The 17,974-nt window shown below is 65.2% G+C and carries 16 protein-coding genes; 3 read left to right on the plus strand and 13 right to left on the minus strand.

What is annotated here, in order from left to right; all coding sequences use genetic code 11:
- Positions 1 to 6: 6 nt before the first annotated feature.
- Positions 7 to 879 carry an SAM-dependent methyltransferase gene (locus ACZY1I_RS19210; protein ID WP_463756050.1) on the plus strand — a complete coding sequence of 291 codons (873 nt, stop codon included), beginning with the start codon at positions 7 to 9 and terminating at the stop codon, positions 877 to 879.
- Here ACZY1I_RS19210 and ACZY1I_RS19215 read toward each other — a convergent pair.
- From ACZY1I_RS19215 to ACZY1I_RS19255, 9 genes are all read right to left on the minus strand, one after another.
- Entirely contained in the window at positions 876 to 2,552 is a 1,677-nt protein-coding gene (locus ACZY1I_RS19215; RefSeq protein ID WP_463756051.1) for a ribonuclease J, read from the minus strand. The two genes, ACZY1I_RS19210 and ACZY1I_RS19215, sit on opposite strands and share 4 nt — an antisense overlap.
- A gap of 7 nt (positions 2,553 to 2,559) precedes the next feature.
- On the minus strand, positions 2,560 to 3,462 hold the full coding sequence (gene dapA, locus ACZY1I_RS19220; protein WP_463756052.1) for a 4-hydroxy-tetrahydrodipicolinate synthase: 903 nt from the start codon (positions 3,460 to 3,462) through the stop codon (positions 2,560 to 2,562).
- Between the two features lie 118 nt (positions 3,463 to 3,580).
- A complete protein-coding gene (gene thyX, locus ACZY1I_RS19225; RefSeq protein ID WP_463756053.1) occupies positions 3,581 to 4,333 on the minus strand; it encodes an FAD-dependent thymidylate synthase in 753 nt (250 codons plus the stop codon).
- A 10-nt stretch (positions 4,334 to 4,343) separates the two neighbouring features.
- A complete protein-coding gene (locus tag ACZY1I_RS19230; protein WP_463756054.1) occupies positions 4,344 to 5,411 on the minus strand; it encodes a restriction endonuclease subunit S in 1,068 nt (355 codons plus the stop codon).
- On the minus strand, positions 5,402 to 6,811 hold the full coding sequence (locus ACZY1I_RS19235; RefSeq protein WP_463756055.1) for a type I restriction-modification system subunit M: 1,410 nt from the start codon (positions 6,809 to 6,811) through the stop codon (positions 5,402 to 5,404). Before ACZY1I_RS19235 ends, ACZY1I_RS19230 begins: the two co-directional genes overlap by 10 nt.
- A 23-nt stretch (positions 6,812 to 6,834) precedes the next feature.
- The gene (locus ACZY1I_RS19240) at positions 6,835 to 8,055 is read right to left on the minus strand and encodes a winged helix-turn-helix domain-containing protein (RefSeq protein ID WP_463756302.1); all 1,221 of its coding nucleotides are present in this window, start codon (positions 8,053 to 8,055) and stop codon (positions 6,835 to 6,837) included.
- 130 nt (positions 8,056 to 8,185) lie between these two features.
- Positions 8,186 to 8,911, minus strand: coding sequence for a DivIVA domain-containing protein (locus tag ACZY1I_RS19245; RefSeq protein ID WP_463756056.1), 726 nt, complete (start codon positions 8,909 to 8,911; stop codon positions 8,186 to 8,188).
- A gap of 47 nt (positions 8,912 to 8,958) precedes the next feature.
- Positions 8,959 to 9,477 (minus strand): dihydrofolate reductase, encoded by a 519-nt coding sequence (locus ACZY1I_RS19250; RefSeq protein WP_463756057.1) that lies wholly within the window; start codon positions 9,475 to 9,477, stop codon positions 8,959 to 8,961.
- Entirely contained in the window at positions 9,474 to 10,274 is an 801-nt protein-coding gene (locus tag ACZY1I_RS19255) for a thymidylate synthase (protein WP_463756058.1), read from the minus strand. The genes ACZY1I_RS19250 and ACZY1I_RS19255 overlap by 4 nt, the downstream gene beginning before the upstream one ends.
- A 153-nt stretch (positions 10,275 to 10,427) precedes the next feature.
- On the opposite strand from ACZY1I_RS19255, the gene ACZY1I_RS19260 reads away from it, so the two are divergent.
- Entirely contained in the window at positions 10,428 to 11,165 is a 738-nt protein-coding gene (locus tag ACZY1I_RS19260) for an alpha/beta fold hydrolase (RefSeq protein WP_463756059.1), read from the plus strand.
- Between the two features lie 24 nt (positions 11,166 to 11,189).
- On the opposite strand, the gene ACZY1I_RS19265 is transcribed toward ACZY1I_RS19260, so the two are convergent.
- From ACZY1I_RS19265 to ACZY1I_RS19275, 3 genes are read right to left on the minus strand one after another with little or no spacing between them, the layout of a single operon-like run.
- Positions 11,190 to 12,287, minus strand: a complete 1,098-nt coding sequence (locus ACZY1I_RS19265; RefSeq protein ID WP_463756060.1) for an acyl-CoA dehydrogenase family protein — start codon at positions 12,285 to 12,287, stop codon at positions 11,190 to 11,192.
- On the minus strand, positions 12,284 to 13,468 hold the full coding sequence (locus ACZY1I_RS19270) for an acyl-CoA dehydrogenase family protein (RefSeq protein ID WP_463756061.1): 1,185 nt from the start codon (positions 13,466 to 13,468) through the stop codon (positions 12,284 to 12,286). The genes ACZY1I_RS19265 and ACZY1I_RS19270 overlap by 4 nt, the downstream gene beginning before the upstream one ends.
- The gene (locus tag ACZY1I_RS19275; protein WP_463756062.1) at positions 13,465 to 14,241 is read right to left on the minus strand and encodes an SDR family oxidoreductase; all 777 of its coding nucleotides are present in this window, start codon (positions 14,239 to 14,241) and stop codon (positions 13,465 to 13,467) included. Before ACZY1I_RS19275 ends, ACZY1I_RS19270 begins: the two co-directional genes overlap by 4 nt.
- Before the next feature lie 109 nt (positions 14,242 to 14,350).
- On the opposite strand from ACZY1I_RS19275, the gene ACZY1I_RS19280 reads away from it, so the two are divergent.
- On the plus strand, positions 14,351 to 14,695 hold the full coding sequence (locus tag ACZY1I_RS19280; RefSeq protein WP_463756063.1) for a PE-PGRS family protein: 345 nt from the start codon (positions 14,351 to 14,353) through the stop codon (positions 14,693 to 14,695).
- On the opposite strand, the gene ACZY1I_RS19285 is transcribed toward ACZY1I_RS19280, so the two are convergent.
- Positions 14,692 to 17,958, minus strand: coding sequence for an acetyl-CoA carboxylase family protein (locus ACZY1I_RS19285; protein WP_463756064.1), 3,267 nt, complete (start codon positions 17,956 to 17,958; stop codon positions 14,692 to 14,694). The two genes, ACZY1I_RS19280 and ACZY1I_RS19285, sit on opposite strands and share 4 nt — an antisense overlap.
- Positions 17,959 to 17,974 lie beyond the last annotated feature (16 nt).

Genomic DNA, 17,974 nt, shown 5'->3' on the forward strand with positions numbered 1-17,974 from the left:
CTGACCATGGCCCGAAATCCCGCTGCGGTTACCGCCTTTGGACCAATGGTCCTCGCGGCCGTCGAACAGAACGAGCGCGCCGATCGCAGGCTGGTCGACGACGACCTCGCCGAACTGTTTCTTCCGGCCCCCCTACGCTGGCTGGTCGCGGCCACACGGTCGGGGGCGGTGCGGCGCGCATTCATCGGCGCGTCTGAGCGGACAGGTCGCGGACTCTGGGTCAATCTGGCCTGCCGCAAACGATTTATCGGCGACAAGCTCTCCGAGTCGCTCGACGATATCGACGCTGTAGTGATCCTCGGCGCGGGACTGGACACCCGCGCCTACCGATTGACCCGGCGGATTCGCAAGCTGGTCTTCGAAGTGGACCTGCCGGTCAACATCGCGCGCAAGGCCAGGACGGTCCGGCGGGTGCTGGGTGAACTACCACTGTCGGTTCGCTTGGTGGCGTTGGACTTTGAGCACGACGACCTGCTGACAGCACTTGCCGAGCACGGTTACCGCACCGACTACCGGGCATTCTTCATCTGGGAAGGTGTCACCCAATATCTCACCGAGGACGCCGTCCGCACCACGCTCGAGGGGCTGCGGCCGACGGCGCCGGGCAGTCGGATGGCGTTCACTTACGTTCGCCGCGACTTCATCGATGGCACGAATCAATACGGCTCGCGGACGCTGTACCGCTCGGTTCGAAAGCGAAAGCAACTCTGGCACTTCGGGATACAGCCCGAGGAAGTTGCGGCATTCCTCGATGAGTACGGCTGGCGACTGGTGGAACAAGTTGGACCGGACGACCTGATCGAGCGTTACGTCGAGCCCACCGGTCGCAAGCTCAAGGCGTCGCAGATCGAGTGGTCGGCTTTCGCCGAGAAGACCTAGACTTCGAGAACAGTCGGCACGATCATCGGCTGGCGGCGGTAAGTGTCCCCCACCCACTTGCCGACGGTGCGGCGCACGCCCTGCGCAATGCGGATCGGATCGGTCACATAGTTGGCCGCCAAGTGCTCCAATTCGGCCTCGACCTTGCGAACGACGGGTTCCAGCGCCTTGGGATCCTCGGAAAAGCCACGCGAATGCAGGTGCGGCGGCGCCACTGGCTTTCCGGTGCCCCGGTGGACCACCACGGTCACCGCGACGAAGCCCTCCGACAGGATGAGCCGCTCCCCAAGGGTGATGTCACCGACGTCGCCGGTGATCAGGCCGTCGACAAACATCTTGCCGACCGGCACCGCTCCGGCGATGCTCGCCTTGCCCGCAACCAGGTCGATGCTGACGCCGTTCTCGGCCACCAGGATTGACTCCTCCGGGACGCCGGTGCTGGCCGCCAGTTTGGCGTTGGCACGCAGGTGCCGCCAGGTCCCGTGTACCGGCATGACGTGCCGGGGTCGCACCCCGTTGTACAGGAACAGCAGCTCACCGGCGTACGCATGGCCCGAAACATGTACTCGCGCTTGGGCATTGGTGACAACCCGGGTGCCGATCTTGGCCAGCGAGTCGATGACACCGTAGACCGCTTCCTCGTTGCCGGGGATCAGCGACGAGGACAAGATGATGAGGTCCCCTGCGGTCAATGTGATGCTGCGATGCTCGCCGCGCGACATGCGTGACAACGCCGCCATCGGCTCGCCCTGGGTGCCGGTGGTAACCAGCACCACCTGTTCGGGGGGCAGCATCTCGGCCGAACCGATGTCGACAAGGTCGGAATCGTCCACCCGCAGGAAGCCGAGGTCGCGCGCGATGGCCATGTTGCGCACCATCGACCGTCCGACGAATGACACCTTCCTGCCCAAAGCCACTGCGGCGTCGATGATCTGCTGGACGCGGTCGACGTTGGAGGCGAAGCACGCCACGATGACCCGTCCGTCGGCGCCGCGAATCAGCCGGTGAAAAGTCGGGCCGATCTCACTCTCGGACGGACCGACTCCGGGATGCTCCGCGTTGGTCGAGTCGCACAGGAACAGATCCACCCCTGCGTCGCCGAGGCGGGACATGCCGGGCAGATCGGTTGGTCGGCCGTCGAGCGGTGTTTGGTCGAGTTTGATGTCGCCGGTGTGCAGGACGGTGCCGGCGCCGGTGTAGACGGCGATGGCAAGCGCATCCGGAATGGAGTGATTGACCGCGAAGTACTCGCATTCAAATACCCCGTGCCGACTGCTCTGCCCCTCCTTGACCTCGACGAACACCGGTTTGATGCGGTGCTCGCGGCACTTGGCGGACACCAGCGCCAAGGTGAACTTGGAGCCGACGACGGGGATGTCGGGCCGCAGCTTGAGCAGGAACGGGATCGCCCCAATGTGATCCTCGTGGGCGTGCGTCAGTACCAGGGCCTCGATGTCGTCGAGGCGGTCCTCGATGTGCCGCAGGTCAGGCAGGATCAGATCAACGCCGGGCTCGTCGTGGGTGGGAAACATCACCCCGCAGTCAATGATCAGCAGCCGGCCCAGGTGCTCGAAAACCGTCATGTTGCGGCCGATTTCGCTGATTCCGCCGAGCGCGGTGACCCGCAACCCGCCCGCTGTCAGGGGACCTGGTGGGGCGAGCTCCTCGTTCAAAGTCGGGTCACCGAAGAACGGAGGCCGCGCGCATATCAGCGGCCAAATCGTCGAGTTGGGCTGGGGTCGCGGAGACCTGCGGTAGGCGCGGATCTCCGGTGTCGATGCCTTGCAGTTTCAGGCCAGCCTTGGACATCGTCACACCGCCAAGGCGACCCATTGCGTTGCACAGCGGGCTCACCGCGACGTTGATCTTTCGCGCCGTGGCGATATCGCCGGATTGGAAGGCGGACAACAACTCTCGCAGCTGCCCCGCCGCGACGTGGGAAATCACGCTGATAAAGCCGATGGCGCCCACCGCAAGCCAGGGCAGGTTGAGCGCGTCGTCGCCCGAGTAATAGGCCAACCCCGTTTCGGCGATGATCTGGCCGGCGCTGTGCAGGTCGGCCTTGGCGTCCTTGACGCCCACGATGTTGGGATGCGAGGCGAGCGTGCGCAGCGTGTCGGACTCGATCGGCACCACCGACCGGGGCGGGATGTCATACAGCAGTACCGGCAGGTCGGTCGCGTCCGCGACGGCGGTGAAATGGGCAATCAGCCCACTTTGCGGGGGCCGCGAGTAGTACGGAGTGACGACCAGAAGCCCGTGCGCGCCCTCGGCCGCGGACGCCTTGGCCAGCTTGATGCTGTGCGCAGTGTCGTAGGTACCGGCGCCGGTGATGATTCGCGCCCGGTCGCCTACCGCCTCCAACACGACGCGAAGCAGTTCGAGCTTCTCGTCATCGCTGGTGGTCGGCGACTCGCCGGTGGTGCCCGAAATCACGAGGCCATCACACCCTTGATCCACCAAATGAGTGGCCACGCGTGCCGCGGCCTTGGTGTCCAGAGCGCCGTCGGCGTCGAAGGGCGTCACCATCGCGGTCAGCAGTGTTCCCAGTCGTGCTGGGGCATCGAATCCGACGGTGCTCACGGTGTCCAAGATTACCTGGCAGTAGCAAGCGCTTTCGCACCGCCGCGAGAGCGCGTGTTTGCCCGGCGACACGCCGCGTTAGCTGTACGCCCGCGGACGCTCGCCACGGGCGGTCGCGTCAAGCCTCGGTGGCTAAGGGACTGGTCGCGACCTCGGTGCCGTCGGACAGGCTCGTGACCTCGAAGTCGGCAAACACTGCCGGCGCGACATCGACCAGCTGGCGCAGACATGCGATGGCCAGCCGGCGGATTTCCACATCGGCATGTTCGCTGGCCCGCATCGCGATGAAGTGACGCCAGGCCCGATAGTTGCCGGTCACGACGATGCGTGTTTCGGTGGCGTTCGGCAGCACCGCGCGTGCCGCCTGCCGGGCCTGTTTGCGCCGCAAAATTGCATTGGGCTGGTCGGCAAACTTCGCCTCGAGCTTGGTCAGCAGCTCGATATAGGTGGTGCGGCTGGCATCTGCGGCCGCGGTCAGGATGTCCTGCAACTCTGGGTCGTCTTCCAGACCGGGCGGCATCACCACCTGAGAATCGCTCTCCGGCACGTAGCGCTGGGACAACTGCGAGTAGGAGAAGTGCCGATGCCTGATCAGCTCGTGGGTGCAGGATCGCGATATGCCGGTGATGTAGAACGACACACTTGCGTGCTCGAGCACCGAGAAGTGCCCGACATCGATGATGTGCTTGATGTAGCCGGCATTCGTCGAGGTCCTCGGATTGGGCTTGGACCAGCTCTGATAACAGGCCCGGCCGGCGAATTCGACCAGCGCCGAACCGCCGTCGGCGTCCGTTGTCCAGGGCACCTCCGGCGGCGCCAGGAAGTCGGTCTTGGCGATCAGTTGCACGCGCAGCGGCGCAGTCTCGGCCACGGCGCTCACCTTAGCCGGATGGCGCCGGCTCCACCCGCACCTCACCCGACAACAGCAGCGGCTGCAGCGCATCCCGATAGGCCGACAACCGCACGGATTCGGCGCGGCGCGCCTCGCAGAGGGCACCCAGGTCCTTGATGGTCTGCGCCGCGCCCGGTGCCAGTTGCCGGACGTCGGGCACCCCGACATCGAGCAGGTCGCGGGACTGGATCCGCTGATGACTCCCCGAAGTCCCGATGACCTGCTGTTGCAGAGTCTCCGACACGTCGGGTTGTCGTAGAGCTGCCCAAAGAACTGCGGTTTCGACGCACGTCGGCGTCAGGACGACGAACTCGCTGCTCGCCAACGCCATGTGCGACGGCAGGCTCAACACATTCCAGATACGCGGGATGCGGGGATTCAGTTTGGCGAACAACACGCACGGCTGTGACAGCAGGAATTTGCCGCTCTTGATCGTCGCTCCGGGAACCACCTGGGGATTCGCGCCGTCGTCGAATGCCGGGAGGCTGAAATGAGCAACCGCTTCGGCGAAACCGTGCGGTTCGACGAAGGCCGTCGACCGACGCGCCAACAGCGACAACGACACTCGCCCGGATACCGAGGCGACTGTGCCGACCATCAGCGCTTCGGCAGCCGCGATCACGGACTGATTGGTCGTGATCTTGTCGTCGAGGGCCCCGAGCAACGCCCCGATCCGCTGACGCTCGCCCGCCGCGACAACAGGAACCGAGAGGTCACACAGCGTGCGCCGGTTGAGCAACGGTTGCCCTGATCCGGCACGGTGCTCGTTGAGGCGGCAGGCACGCAGCGCGTAATACCAGTACCGCGTTTCCTCGGGTTTCTTTGCCCGGCAGGCGAACGCATTGTCGGTGACCCAGACATCGGATGCGCTGTAACGCACGCTGCCGCAATAAGTGCCGACACGGCCGACGACGATCACCGGGCCATTCGCGTTGCGGTCAGCGGCATACCCGATGGCACCGTTGGCGCCGTAGACGGGAAACCGCCCGTGCGCCTTTCGCTCCGGCCCGCCATGCCCGCTGCGAAAGTCGAGGTGATCGCCCAACCTCACGTGCATCGCACCCGCCGCAACTGTTCACGCACCACCTCATCGAGCCGGTCCGATTCATCCAGTGCGGCAAGCAGATCCGTGGTCAACCGCGCGACCTTCTCATCGACGGGCTCGCCGTCGGCGTCTGCGGCGGCAGTACCCACATACCTACCGGGCGTGAGCACGTATCCCGCAGCTCTGATGTCGTCAACTGTCGTGGACCTGCAAAAACCCGGAATATCTTGGTAGGTAGAGCTTTCCGAGATCCAGCAGCGATAGGTCGCGCCGATCCTGGTCACCTCATCGTCTGTCAATGCACGTTCGGCGCGGTCCGCCAGGTATCCGAGTCCGCGTGCATCGATGAACAACACTTGTCCCGACCGTTGCGACTTGTCCTTCTCGAAGAACCAGAGACAGACCGGAATTCCGGTACTACGAAAGAGTTGGGCAGGTAGGGCGACCATACAGGAGACCAGGTCGGCATCGATGATGCCGGCACGAATGCCCCCTTCCCCGACCATATTTGACGACATCGACCCATTCGTCATCACCACTCCGGCTTTACCTCGCGGCGCGAGCTTGGACAGGATGTGCTGAATCCAAGCGAAGTTGGCGTTTCCGGCCGGCGGAACGCCGAAACACCAACGCGGGTCACGTTCGTCGCGAGCCCAATCTTTGATGTTGAACGGCGGATTGGCCAGCACGTAATCCATCAGCACACCGGCATGCTGATCACTGTTGAACGTGTCGCCGCGCGCCAACCCAGCGCCGTCGATTCCGTGTACGGCCAGGTTCATCCTGGCCATTCGCCACGTCTCCTCGACACTCTCCTGACCGAAGATCGACACATCAGCCGGATCACCATCACGGGCGGCAATGAATTGCTCTGTCTGCACGAACATTCCGCCGGATCCGCAGCACGGGTCGTACACCCGTCCGCTAGCCGGTTCGAGCACCTCGACGAGCACCCGGACAACGCTTGGCGGGGTGAAGAACTCGCCGCCTCGGCGGCCTTCCGCGCGTGCGAAATTCCCCAAAAAGTACTCGTAAACCTCGCCCATCAGGTCCCGCGCGCTGCTCTGGCCGGTGAGTCGGACATTGTTGAGCAGCCCGATGAGTTCGCCCAGGCGGCGCTGGTCGACATTGTGATACGGCTGCGGCAATGTTCCCGCCAATGTCGGATTGGCCGCCATGACGGCTTGCATCGCCCTGTCCGCAACGTGACCGATGTCATTCGATTTCACGCTGTCCGACAGCAGTTTCCAGTGCCCATCAGGCGGTACGACGAACGCGTGGTGCTCGTCTTGCGCATCGGAGACGTACTTGAGGAAGATCAGCCCGAGGATGACGTCCTTGTATTGGCTGGCAGACAGCGAGCCGCGCAGCTTCTCGGCGGCCTTCCACAGAGTGCCTTTCAGCTCCCTCATCGGCGCTTTTCCGGTTGACTCCATCAGCCGACTCGCTTAGCCGCTCGCCGCAAGTCCCCAGCGAGATCACCGCGGTTCGCCACCGTCACGCCGCCCAAACCCAGCCACGCCGCCATGGACGCCAGCTCGTCGGCCATCGCCGCGGCCACCCGCGGTAGTGATGTATCTGGCTCCGCGAACGCGCCCACCACTTGCAACGTATCCGCGGCGCGGTCGGCCTTGAGGTCGACGCGCGCCACCAGCTCACCGTCGAGCAGCAGTGGCCACACGTAATAGCCGTACTGGCGCTTTTCGGCCGGAGTATAAATTTCGATGCGGTAATGGAAATTGAATATCCGCTCGACCCGGGGCCGGAAAAAGATGAGCGGGTCGAACGGGCACAGCAGGGCGGTGCCTCGGTCCAGGCGGGGCACGGTTCGGCCGGCGCGCAGGTATGCCGGAGCCGACCAGCCCTCGACGTCGACCCGCTCGATTTCGCCGGCGGCCACCAAGTCTGCGACGGCCGGCTTCACCTGCTGGGCGGACAGGCGGAAGTAGTCGCGGATGTCGGCCTCGGTGCCCAGTCCCAGCGCGGTGGCGGCGCGCAGGGTGAGCTCACGGATCGCTTCGCCGTCGTCGATGTCGCGAGCCAGGACCTCGGCCGGCAGGACCCGTTCCGCGAGGTCGTAGTGGCGGGCAAAGCCCACCCGGGTCGAGGTGGTGAGTAAGCCGGCGGCGAAGAGCGCCTCAGCGACCCATTTGGTGTCGCTGCGGCCCCACCAGGGCCCTTTTGCGCCACGTGGCTCCGCCTCGAGATGCGCCTCGATCTGCCCCGCGGTGCTGGGGCCTAGTTGGGTGACCGCGGCCACTACGTCGTCGACCAGTTGCGGGTTGGCCTTCACGATATGGGTGCCCCATCGGCCGTGCTGGTACTGCCGCATTCGCCACCGCAGCAGCGGCCAGTCGTCGACGGCCATCAAGGCAGCCTCGTGCGCCCAGTACTCCACGAACAGTCGCTTTTTCATCGGGCCCCACGCCGCAGCGTCGAGCACCTCGCGGTCGTAGGGCCCCAATCGGCTGAAGACCGGCGCATAGTGCGCCCGCACCGCGACGGACACCGAATCCAGCTGCAACACCTGGATGCGCGCGATCAACCGCCGCAGATGCGCCCGGGTAATGCCGCTTTGCGGCCGCGGCTCGTTAAAACCCTGTGCCGCAATGGCTGTCCGCCGCGCCTGCGCGGCGGTGAGCCTTCCATTCCGGATCGACACGGCGCCGAGAATAGCGGCCCCCTTTCGCCGGCTCTAAGCGGCGAGGTTACTAGTATCGCGATCGCAAGGGCGGCGCAGCCGGGTGCAGCGGGTCGCGACCATCGAGCCGCCCAGTCCGACACGCTCAGCCGGTACTGACCTTCTCCTGCAACTCGGCGTCCACCTCCAGGGGGACCTTCCGTTCTTCGTAAGCCGCCTCGAGAGTGGCCGGGACCGAGTCCAAGTCGCGGTGCACTCCCACCAACTGCTCCAGGATCCTGATCCGGCGGTGGCTCGCCTCGTCAACCATGCGCCGGGCGTGTTCGCGATCCTGATCGGCGTCCTCCCGCGCGCCGGCCAGGAGTTGCTGACGTTCCCGCTGCGCGTTGTGCCAGGCGTCGTCGATCGCCGATTGGGTTTCGGCACGCATGTCCGACAGTTCGGCCTCGAGTCGCTCTTTGGTTTCCTCGTACTCGGCTTCCATCGATCTCTGCCGGGCGATCATGTCCGTCACCACGTCTTCGTGCTTACGCCGCTCAGCCTCGGCCTCGGCGACGGCTTCGGCGATCAGCGCGTCGGCCTCGGCACGTGCCTCGTCCTGAATCTGGGAGACCTCGTCGACCGTTTGCCGCAGCATCTTCGCCATCCGCTTCTGCATGGCATGGGGCGAGGGCGATGTGTCGGTGAGAACTTCCACCTCGTTGCGCAGAGCGGATACCTGCTCGCCGGATTCACGCAGTCGGGACCGCAGGTTCTCGATGTCGTCGCGCAACAGGTGCTGCTTGGTCGTCATGGATTCGATGTGGGCGTCGACCGCGGTCGGTTGGTAGCCCCAGAATTTGCGATTGAAGATCTTTGCGGGTTCGGACATCGGTCAAATCCCCTTTTTCAGGTCATGCGGTTGTACGTGACGCTCACTCACGGTCGGGAGTAGCTGTGGAATCGGTACCGCAGTCCTTGGCGGCTGACCAGCCACTCCCCCGTCACACCCACCCAGGTCTCGTCGAGTACGGGAGCCAGCGCGTCTTCATCGTCGCGCGGCAGATCGATATCTACCTCTGTGACTTCACATCGGGTGGCCAGCGGCAGCGCGAGCGCGTAGATCTGCCCCCCGCCGATTATCCACGGCGCCGCGCCGTTGCCCGACCCGGCAGTAGCCTGCGCGAGCGCCTGCTCCAGCGTTTCGACCACTTCGGCCCCGTCAGCCGCGAAGCCCGTCCGGCGGGACAGCACGATGTTTCGCCGTCCCGGTAGCGGGCGCACGCGCACCGGCAACGATTCCCAGGTCCGGCGACCCATCACCACCGGGTGCCCGAGTGTGACTTGCTTAAACCGGGCCAGGTCTTCGGGCAAGTGCCACGGAATGTCGCCGCCTCGCCCGATGACACCAGACGTCGACTGAGCCCAGACCAGGCCCACCTGCGCCGCATGCGTCATACGGCTACTGGGGCCTTGATGCCAGGGTGCGGGTCGTAGTTTTCGACGGCGAGGTCCTCGTATTCGTAGTCGAAGATCGAATCACGCTGAGCAAGAACCAATTTCGGATACGGTCGCGGCTCACGTGTGAGCTGCAACTCGACCTGTTCGACGTGGTTGTCGTAGATATGGCAGTCACCGCCAGTCCAGACGAACTCGCCGACCGCGAGGCCCGCCTGGGCGGCCATCATGTGGGTGAGCAGCGCGTAGCTGGCGATGTTGAACGGCACCCCGAGGAAAAGGTCGGCGCTGCGCTGGTAGAGCTGGCAGCTCAACCGGCCATCGGCGACGTAGAACTGGAAGAACGCATGGCATGGAGGTAAGGCCATCTGCGGGATCTCCCCGACGTTCCAGGCCGAAACGATGTTGCGCCGCGAGTCCGGATCGGTACGCAGCAAATCCAGCGCTGCGCTGATCTGGTCGATGTGGTCTCCGCTCGGTGTTGGCCAGGAGCGCCACTGCACACCATAAATGGGACCGAGATCACCTGTCTCACTTGCCCATTCGTCCCAAATTGTCACCCCATGTTCCTGCAACCAGCCGACGTTGGAATCACCGCGCAAAAACCACAACAACTCGTAGGCCACCGACTTGAAATGCACTCGCTTGGTGGTGAGTAGCGGAAAACCGGCCGACAGGTCGTATCGGATCTGCCGGCCGAACAAGCTGCGGGTTCCGGTGCCGGTGCGGTCGGATTTGGTGGTGCCCGTCTCGAGCACCAGACGCAGCAGATCTTCGTATGGCGTCACAATCGGCACGCGGTCAGCTTAGCGGCGATCGCAAGCGCGGCGAAGCCGGGCGCGGCGGGTCGCCGCCGGTGAGTGAGCGGCGATCGCAAGCGCGGCGAAGCCGGGCGCGGCGGGTCGCCGCCGGTGTGCGAGCGTCCAGACGGCAGGAGTAGAACGGGTGCCATGCCGAAATCCACGGATAGCGTCACCACCCCCGACGGCACCTGCGACGTCGCGCTGTACACCCCGGATGGAACGGGCCCCTGGCCCGGCGTGGTGATGTTTCCCGACGCCGGCGGCGTGCGCGACACTTTCCACCAGATGGCGGACAAGCTGGCCGGACTCGGATACGCCGTACTGCTACCGGATGTGTACTACCGCGAGGGCGACTGGGCTCCGTTCGAGATGGCGACTGCATTCAGCGACGCCGACGAACGCGCCCGCATCATTTTCATGGTCGGCACGCTGACACCGGACCGGATCACCAGGGATGCCACCGCTTTGTTCGACTACCTGGCCGGCCGATCGGAGGTCACCGGCGACCGCTTCGGGGTCTGCGGGTATTGCATGGGCGGACGTATATCGGTGCTGCTGGCCGGCCGTCTCCCGGACCGGGTGGCTGCGGCGGCGTCATTCCACGGCGGCGGACTGGTGGCGGACAACGAACACAGCCCGCACCTGCTCGCCGACAAGATGACCGGTTTGGTGTACGTGGGCGGGGCGGAGAATGACCAGTCGTTCACCGCCGACCACGCCGAGCAACTCGGCAAGGCGCTGACGGCCGCGGGTGTGCGGCACCAGATCGAGTGGTACCAGGCCGGCCACGGGTTCGCGGTACCCGATAACCCGACCTACGACGAGGCCGCCGCCGAGCGCCATTGGGCCGCGATGGTGGAGACCTTCGGGGCTGAGCTCGCCTAGGCTCTTCGAGCCTCGCCTGCCAGCTCAGGCGACCGGCAGGTCGACCAACTCGCCCAGTCGCGATCGGTGCCGGTAGCCGGTCCCCAACGCCAGTTGATCGCTCTTGGCGCGCTTGAGGAACAAGTGCGCGGGATACTCCCAGGTCATCCCGATGCCGCCGTGCAGCTGCACGCACTCCTCCGCGGCGTGCACCGCTACGCCACTGCAGTAGGCCTGCGCGATGGATGCCGCTACGGCAGCGTCCCCGTCACCGCGGGCGTTGGTATCGGCCGCATAGCGTGCGGCCGCCGTCGCCGAACTGACCTCGAACCACAGGTCGGCCAGCCGATGCTTAATTGCCTGATACGAGCCGATCGCGCGGCCGAACTGCTTGCGCTCCTTGGTGTATGCCAGCGTGGTCTCGAAACACCACTGCGCCAAACCCAATTGCTCGGAGGCCAGCAAGGCCGCGCCGGTCTGCAGCGCCGTGGCCACTGCCTCGGCTCCGGGGCCGACCCGTGACGAAGCGGCACCCGAGAAGCGGACGCCGGCAAGAGGTCTGGTCATATCCATCGCCAGCTGCGGCACCACCTCGACACCGCTGGCGTCGCGCGAAACAGTATGCAGCTCAAGCCCATCCGATCCGGCGACCGGCACCACCAGTACGTCTGCTTCGAAGACGCCCGCGACACTCGTGACCACGCCGCTCAACCCGTCCGACCCGGCGCTCATCCCTGCGACGGCATCCCACGATGTAGTAGTCAGTGGCAGCACCAGCGTCGCGGTGAGTGCACCGGCAGCCAACTCCGACACAGTTTCGGAGTCGCCGGCGCCAAGCAGTGCAACCGTGGCGAGCACCGCGCTGGACAAAAATGGCACCGGCGCGACCGCTCGGCCGATCTCCTCCATCACGACGGCAGCCTCCCGGGCAGTCGCCCCCGCCCCGCCGAGCGACTCGGGAACGAGCAGACCCGCCAACCCCAGTTCCGCGGCCAGCGTGCGCCACACCGCGGAAAAGTCCTGCGGCGGTGAGTCATAGGACCTGGTGACAGATTCCAGCGGGCACCGATCGGCGAACAACTGCCGAACGCTGTCCCGCAACGCGTCCTCGGTGTCGGAGTACAGCAGGTCGGCGGCGCTCACCGGGGCAGATCCTTCCAGGCGACGGTCTTATCGACGCGGTGTTCACCCGGCAGACCCAGCACTCGTTCAGAGACGGTGTTGCGCAGGATCTCCGAGGTGCCTCCCTCGATCGAGTTGCCCTTGGCACGCAGATACCGGTAGCCCGGCCCGCGACCGACCAGGTCGACGGTTTCCGGTCGGCGCATGGTCCAATCGTCGTAACACAGCCCCTCTTCGCCGTGCAGTTCGATCTCGAACCCTGAGATTGCCTGCGCCACACGGGCAAAGGCGATCTTCATGCCGGCGCCTTCTGGTCCAGGCTGACCTGACGCGGCCTGCTGACGCAGCCTCTCACCGGCCAGGCGCAGCACCTCCGCATCGACCCACAGTCGCAGCAACTCGTCATGCATCGCCGGACTGCGCAGCGAAGGGGCGGCGCGCCAAGCCGCTGCGACCTTGCCGATATGGAGGCTCTCGCGCGGAGTGCCGGCCCGAGAGCCGATCGCGACCCGCTCGTTGTTGAGCGTGGTGGTCGCGACTCGCCATCCCCCGCCTTCGGGACCCAGCCGGTTGGCGTCGGGCACCCGCACATCGGTGAGGAATACTTCATTGAACTCGGCCTCGCCAGTGATCTGACGCAACGGCCGGACCTCAACACCCGGTTGCGTCATGTCGCACAGGAAGTACGTCAGCCCGGAATGTTTGGGCACGGCCGGGTCGGTCCGTGCAACGAGGATCGCCATCTGTGCGTGCTGGGCCTGCGACGTCCATACTTTCTGCCCGTTGACAATCCACTCGTCGCCATCGCGCACCGCACGGGTGGCCGCCGCCGCCAGGTCTGACCCGGCACCGGGTTCGCTGAATAACTGGCAGTAGATCTGCTCGCCGGTGAACAACGGACGCAGGAACTTTCGCTTCTGCTCGTCGGTGCCGTACGCGGCGATCGTCGGTGCGGCCATGCCCATGCCGATGTAGTTCTTGACGGTGCCACCCTGCGGCGCCCGCGCCGCCGCCAACTTCGCGTCAACACGCTCCTGAGCGCTGCGGGGCAGGTCGAGTCCACCGAAACCAACCGGTAAGTGCACCCACGCCAGGCCCGCATCATATTGCGCCCCAAGGAAATCGCTCGGTGCAGTGCCCGCCGGATCGTGTTCGTCCAGCAGAGCCTGAACCCGGGCGTCCAGGTCGACGTCAGTAGTCATAAACCACCCCCGGCCTGAAATCCCTGTGCCGCCCCCAGTAATAGGCCGCCGTCGATCACCAAGGTCTCGCCGGTGATCCAGCTCGCGGCGTCAGAGACCAGAAATGCAACGGCGCCAGCAACATCGACCGGTTCGCCGATCCGGCCAAGCGCAATCGACCTCGCCAGCGGGTCCTCGTGCTCCTTCCAAAGCGCCTCGGCAAGCCGGGTACGCACGACGCCGGGAGCGATCGCATTGACGCGGATGCGCGGCGAAAGTTCCAGCGCCAGTTGCTTGGTCACGTGGATGAGCGCGGCCTTGGTGGCGTTGTAGAGGCCCATGGCCGGAGACTGGTGCAAGCCTCCGATGGAGGCGGTGTTGACGATGGAGCCGCCGTGGTCAGCCATCCCGGACTTCACCACGAGCGACGTCCACAACAACGGCGCCCAAAGGTTGACGTCGAAAATCTTGCTGAACCGGGCGTGGTCCTGGTTGATCAGCGGACCGTAGGCCGGGTTTGTGCCCGCGTTGTTGATCAAGATGTCCACGCGGCCAAACCGCTCCAGGGTGAGGTCCACGCAACGTTGCGCGGCGTCCTCATCGACCGCGTGCGCGCCGAAACCCAGAGCCCGCTCTCCTACCGTCTCAGCCGCCGCGTCGGCCGCCTCTTGCTTGCGGGCCGTCAGCACCACATTGGCGCCCGCTTCGGCCAGACGTTGACCGATCGCCAACCCGATTCCCCTTGATGCGCCAGTAACTATCGCGGTTCGACCCGTCAGATCCAGTGCAGTCATTTGCTACGCCTCCTGTTGTGGTGGCCGGCTGTTGTCGGCGGAAAAAATCGGTCGCAAAAAAACCTCAGCGTGAGGTTTTGTACGCGTGTAGAGGTGGTATGCGATTGGCATGTTAGCGAAACTAAACCTCTTCAAATCACTTGCAGTGGCCGGGGCAGCCGCTGCCGCGATTGCTGCGGCACCGGTGGCCTTAGCTGACGTTGTCACTTCGGGTCCCGGCCCGAGCACTGGAATTACTCACTTCATCCCGCAGGACCCGGGCGGCGGGGGCTGCGACGCCAACGGCAACTGCGGCTCGGGTGGAATGGAAAACGGACCCGGCGGCGGCCCGGGCGGCCAAGGCTGCATCCCCGGTGTGGGCTGCGGCAACGGTGGTCAGTTCTGGGGTCCCGGTGGCACCCCGGGTGGCACTGGATGTCTGCCTGGCGTCGGATGCGGTTCGGGCCACGGCTAAACGCCTCGCCGACAGCGTCCCGGGAGCCTGGTTATCCAGACCCGGGACTCTGCCGGATCTATGACGTCGTCTAGTTCGAATGTGGTGCCCGCGCGTAGCGCTTTTCCGTGGTCGTAGGCGGCCGCGACAAGTTTCTCAAACAGCGCCTGCTTGTCCCTTTCGTCTTCGACCGCCGCCAACTCTTTGCTGAACCCAAGGCGCACAGCGCCTTCCAATCCCATGCCGCCGATCTCACCGGTGGGCCACGCAACGGTGAACTGCGGAGCGTGGAACGAGCCGCCGGCCATTGCCATGGCGCCCAGCCCATATCCCTTGCGCAAGATGATCATGCCAAAGGGCACCGTGAGCTTTGCCCCAAGGATGAACATGCGACCGAACCGACGCACCGCCGCATCCTTCTCCGCTTCTGGCCCGACCATGAATCCTGGTGTGTCGCACAGCGAGATGATCGGCAAGCGGAATGACTCGCACAGACCCAAGAAATCGCCGACCTTATCGGCCGCTTCAGCGTCGATCGCCCCACCGAGATGGTGACTGCTGTTGGCAATCAAGCCGTAGGCCACGCCCTCCACCCGCACAAGTGCGGTGACAACGCCTACTCCGTATTCGGGGCGCAGCTCCAGCGCAGAGCCGACATCCACGATCGACTCGACCGCCCGGTGCACATCATAGGCCCGTAACCGGTTCTGCGGCACCACATGTCGAGATAATCGGGGATCCGGCGCCTCCCAGTCGCTGACACTCCCTTGAAAATATGCCAGGTACTTTTTCGCCAGCGACACCGCTTGAGCCTCATCGCGAGCCACCAGGCTGACCACGCCGTTGCGTCGCTGCACATCGATTGGCCCGATCGCCTCTGGCGGGTAGACCCCCAGCCCCCCACCTTCGATCATCGCCGGACCACCCATGCCGATGTTGGCGTCCGGCGTCGCGATGATCACGTCGCACACCCCGGCCAGGGCCGCATTCCCAGCGAAACAGCGACCGGAGACGATCGACACCAGCGGCACCCGCCCGGACAGTCCCGCCAGGACCCGGAACGTCGGCACGTCGAGCCCGGCATGGCCCCCGACGTCGGTGTCACCGGGTCGGCCACCGCCGCCTTCGGCAAACAGCACCACCGGCAACCGCTTTCGCACCGCCAAGTCGAAAACGCGATCGGTCTTGGCGTGGTTGCGCATGCCTTGCGTCCCGGCAAGCACGGTGTAGTCGTAGGACACCACGACGGCCTCTGCCGCGTCGTGCCCGAATCGATCGGCACCGATGGTCGCCAAACCAGCGACCAGGCCGTCGGCAGGGGTGTTGGCGATCAGGTCCTCCTCTGAACGCCTGCTGCGTTGTGCGGCGATCGCCAGAGCGCCGTACTCGACGAAACTGCCGGGGTCAACCAGGTCGGCGATGTTCTCGCGGGCAGTACGCCTACCGCGCTTGTGCCGCTTGGCAACAACCGCTTCCCGACCCTCGTCGAGGGTGACCAGATGTCGACGCCGCACCTCGTCCAGGTCGGGCCGGGCGCGATCAAGATCAATTGCGGCAGAACTGGATTCATCACTGACGTCGGGTCCGATGCGGGTAAAGACCACCAACGGGTCGCCGGTGCCGACCACCTGGCCGGGGGCTACCAAGTTGCGCACCGTTCGCAGCGCATCGGGCGCCACGAGCACATGTTGCATCTTCATCGCCTCCAGCAACAGCACCTGCCCACCGGCACCGATGTCGGTGCCTTCAGGCGCCACCTCGACTACGGTGCCGGCCAACTGAGCGCGCAGCACCTCCTCCCCGGGGTACAACTCGACCGCAATCCGGGTCGGGTGTTGGTGTTGATGCGAGGTGGCCGCCGCCACCAGTGCGGGCAGCTTGTCGTCCAGGAAACTCGTCGATACACGTCCTGACTGAAAATCATTGTCGGACAATAATTCTTGCAGTAGCTCGATATTGGTGCCGACACCTTCGATGCTGAACTCGGCCAAGGCGGTGCGCGCCTTGCGAGCCGCCGCCGCGAACGAGGTGCCGCGCACATGGGTGACGACCTTGGCGAGCAACGAGTCGTACCTCGGACTGGGCACCAGGCCCGGTCGGCCGTAGGTGTCGACGCGCACGCCCGGACCCGTCGGCGGCGAAAAGACCGTCAGGGTGCCTGCCGCGGGCAGGACGGTGCCGTCTGGTGCAAATGTCTCCAGATTGACGCGGGTCTGCATGGCGATACCCACGCGCGCAGCGGGCTCGCCGATGATTTCGATTCCGTCAGAGGCGATTCCGGCCGGAAGACCCAGGTGGTAGTACGACGCGCGACCGGCGATGGCCAACTGCACAGCGACGAGGTCGACCCCCGTCACTTCTTCGGTGACGGTGTGCTCTACCTGGATCCGCGGGTTTACCTCGAGGAAGACGAATTCCTCTCCGGTAACCAGGAATTCGACGGTGGCCAGGCCGCGCAGTCCCACCCTGGCGCACAGGCGGGCAGCGGCCTGGTGCAGGCCTCGGCGAAGGTTGTCGGAAATATGTTGTGCAGGAGCGATTTCCACCAGCTTCTGAAAGCGCCGCTGGATGCTGCAGTCCCGGTCACCGAGCGCGAGCGCCCGTGTCTGGTGCCCAACCGGTGCGGCGACGATCTGGACCTCGATGTGCCGAGCGTCGTCCAGCAGTGCCTCGGCGAATACCGTCGGGTCACCAAAGCCCAATTGCGCTTCTGCAACGCATTGACGGTAGGCGCTGTCGATCCGGTCGGCGCTGACGACTTTGCGCATCCCGCGGCCGCCACCGCCGGCGAGAGCTTTAATCATGATCGCACCCTGGTGGGCGGCAAAGAATGCTCGGACATCTTCGAGAGTGCTCGCCCCGTCGGTGGCAGCCAAGGCCGGCACACCGGCGGCGATCGCAGCGCCGCGGGCCGAAGACTTGTTGCCGACCAACTCCAGTACGTCAGCGCTCGGGCCGACGAACGTGTAGCCCGATTCCGTACAGGCCCGGGCAAAATCGGGGTTCTCGCTGAGAAACCCGTAACCCGGGTGAATCATGGTCGCGCCCGACGCTTTTGCCGCGGCCAGTACCGCGTCGTGGTCCAGGTAAGCCGCTACACCTTTGCCCGGCAAGGCGATTGCTTCATCGGCCGCGTGCACGTGCGGACTATCGGCGTCGTCGTCGGCATAGATCGCGACGGTGCTGATACCCAGTTCGGCTGCCGTGCGGATGATTCGGAGAGCGATCTCGCCGCGGTTGGCGATCAGCAGAGTCGTCTCGATATCGCGCGGTGGTGGCCGCATAGATCTCACAGTACGA

The sequence above is a fragment of the Mycobacterium sp. IDUB_37 genome, from assembly GCF_055419245.1.

Coding starts and splice junctions, on each gene's coding strand:
- ACZY1I_RS19210 (WP_463756050.1), top strand. CDS start 7: ATGGCCCGAAATCCCGCTGCGGTTACCGCCTTTGGACCAATGGTCCTC.
- ACZY1I_RS19230 (WP_463756054.1), bottom strand. CDS start 5,411: ATGCACGTGAGGTTGGGCGATCACCTCGACTTTCGCAGCGGGCATGGC.
- ACZY1I_RS19235 (WP_463756055.1), bottom strand. CDS start 6,811: ATGAGGGAGCTGAAAGGCACTCTGTGGAAGGCCGCCGAGAAGCTGCGC.
- ACZY1I_RS19245 (WP_463756056.1), bottom strand. CDS start 8,911: ATGTCCGAACCCGCAAAGATCTTCAATCGCAAATTCTGGGGCTACCAA.
- ACZY1I_RS19250 (WP_463756057.1), bottom strand. CDS start 9,477: ATGACGCATGCGGCGCAGGTGGGCCTGGTCTGGGCTCAGTCGACGTCT.
- ACZY1I_RS19260 (WP_463756059.1), top strand. CDS start 10,428: ATGCCGAAATCCACGGATAGCGTCACCACCCCCGACGGCACCTGCGAC.
- ACZY1I_RS19270 (WP_463756061.1), bottom strand. CDS start 13,468: ATGACTACTGACGTCGACCTGGACGCCCGGGTTCAGGCTCTGCTGGAC.
- ACZY1I_RS19275 (WP_463756062.1), bottom strand. CDS start 14,241: ATGACTGCACTGGATCTGACGGGTCGAACCGCGATAGTTACTGGCGCA.
- ACZY1I_RS19280 (WP_463756063.1), top strand. CDS start 14,351: ATGTTAGCGAAACTAAACCTCTTCAAATCACTTGCAGTGGCCGGGGCA.
- ACZY1I_RS19285 (WP_463756064.1), bottom strand. CDS start 17,958: ATGCGGCCACCACCGCGCGATATCGAGACGACTCTGCTGATCGCCAAC.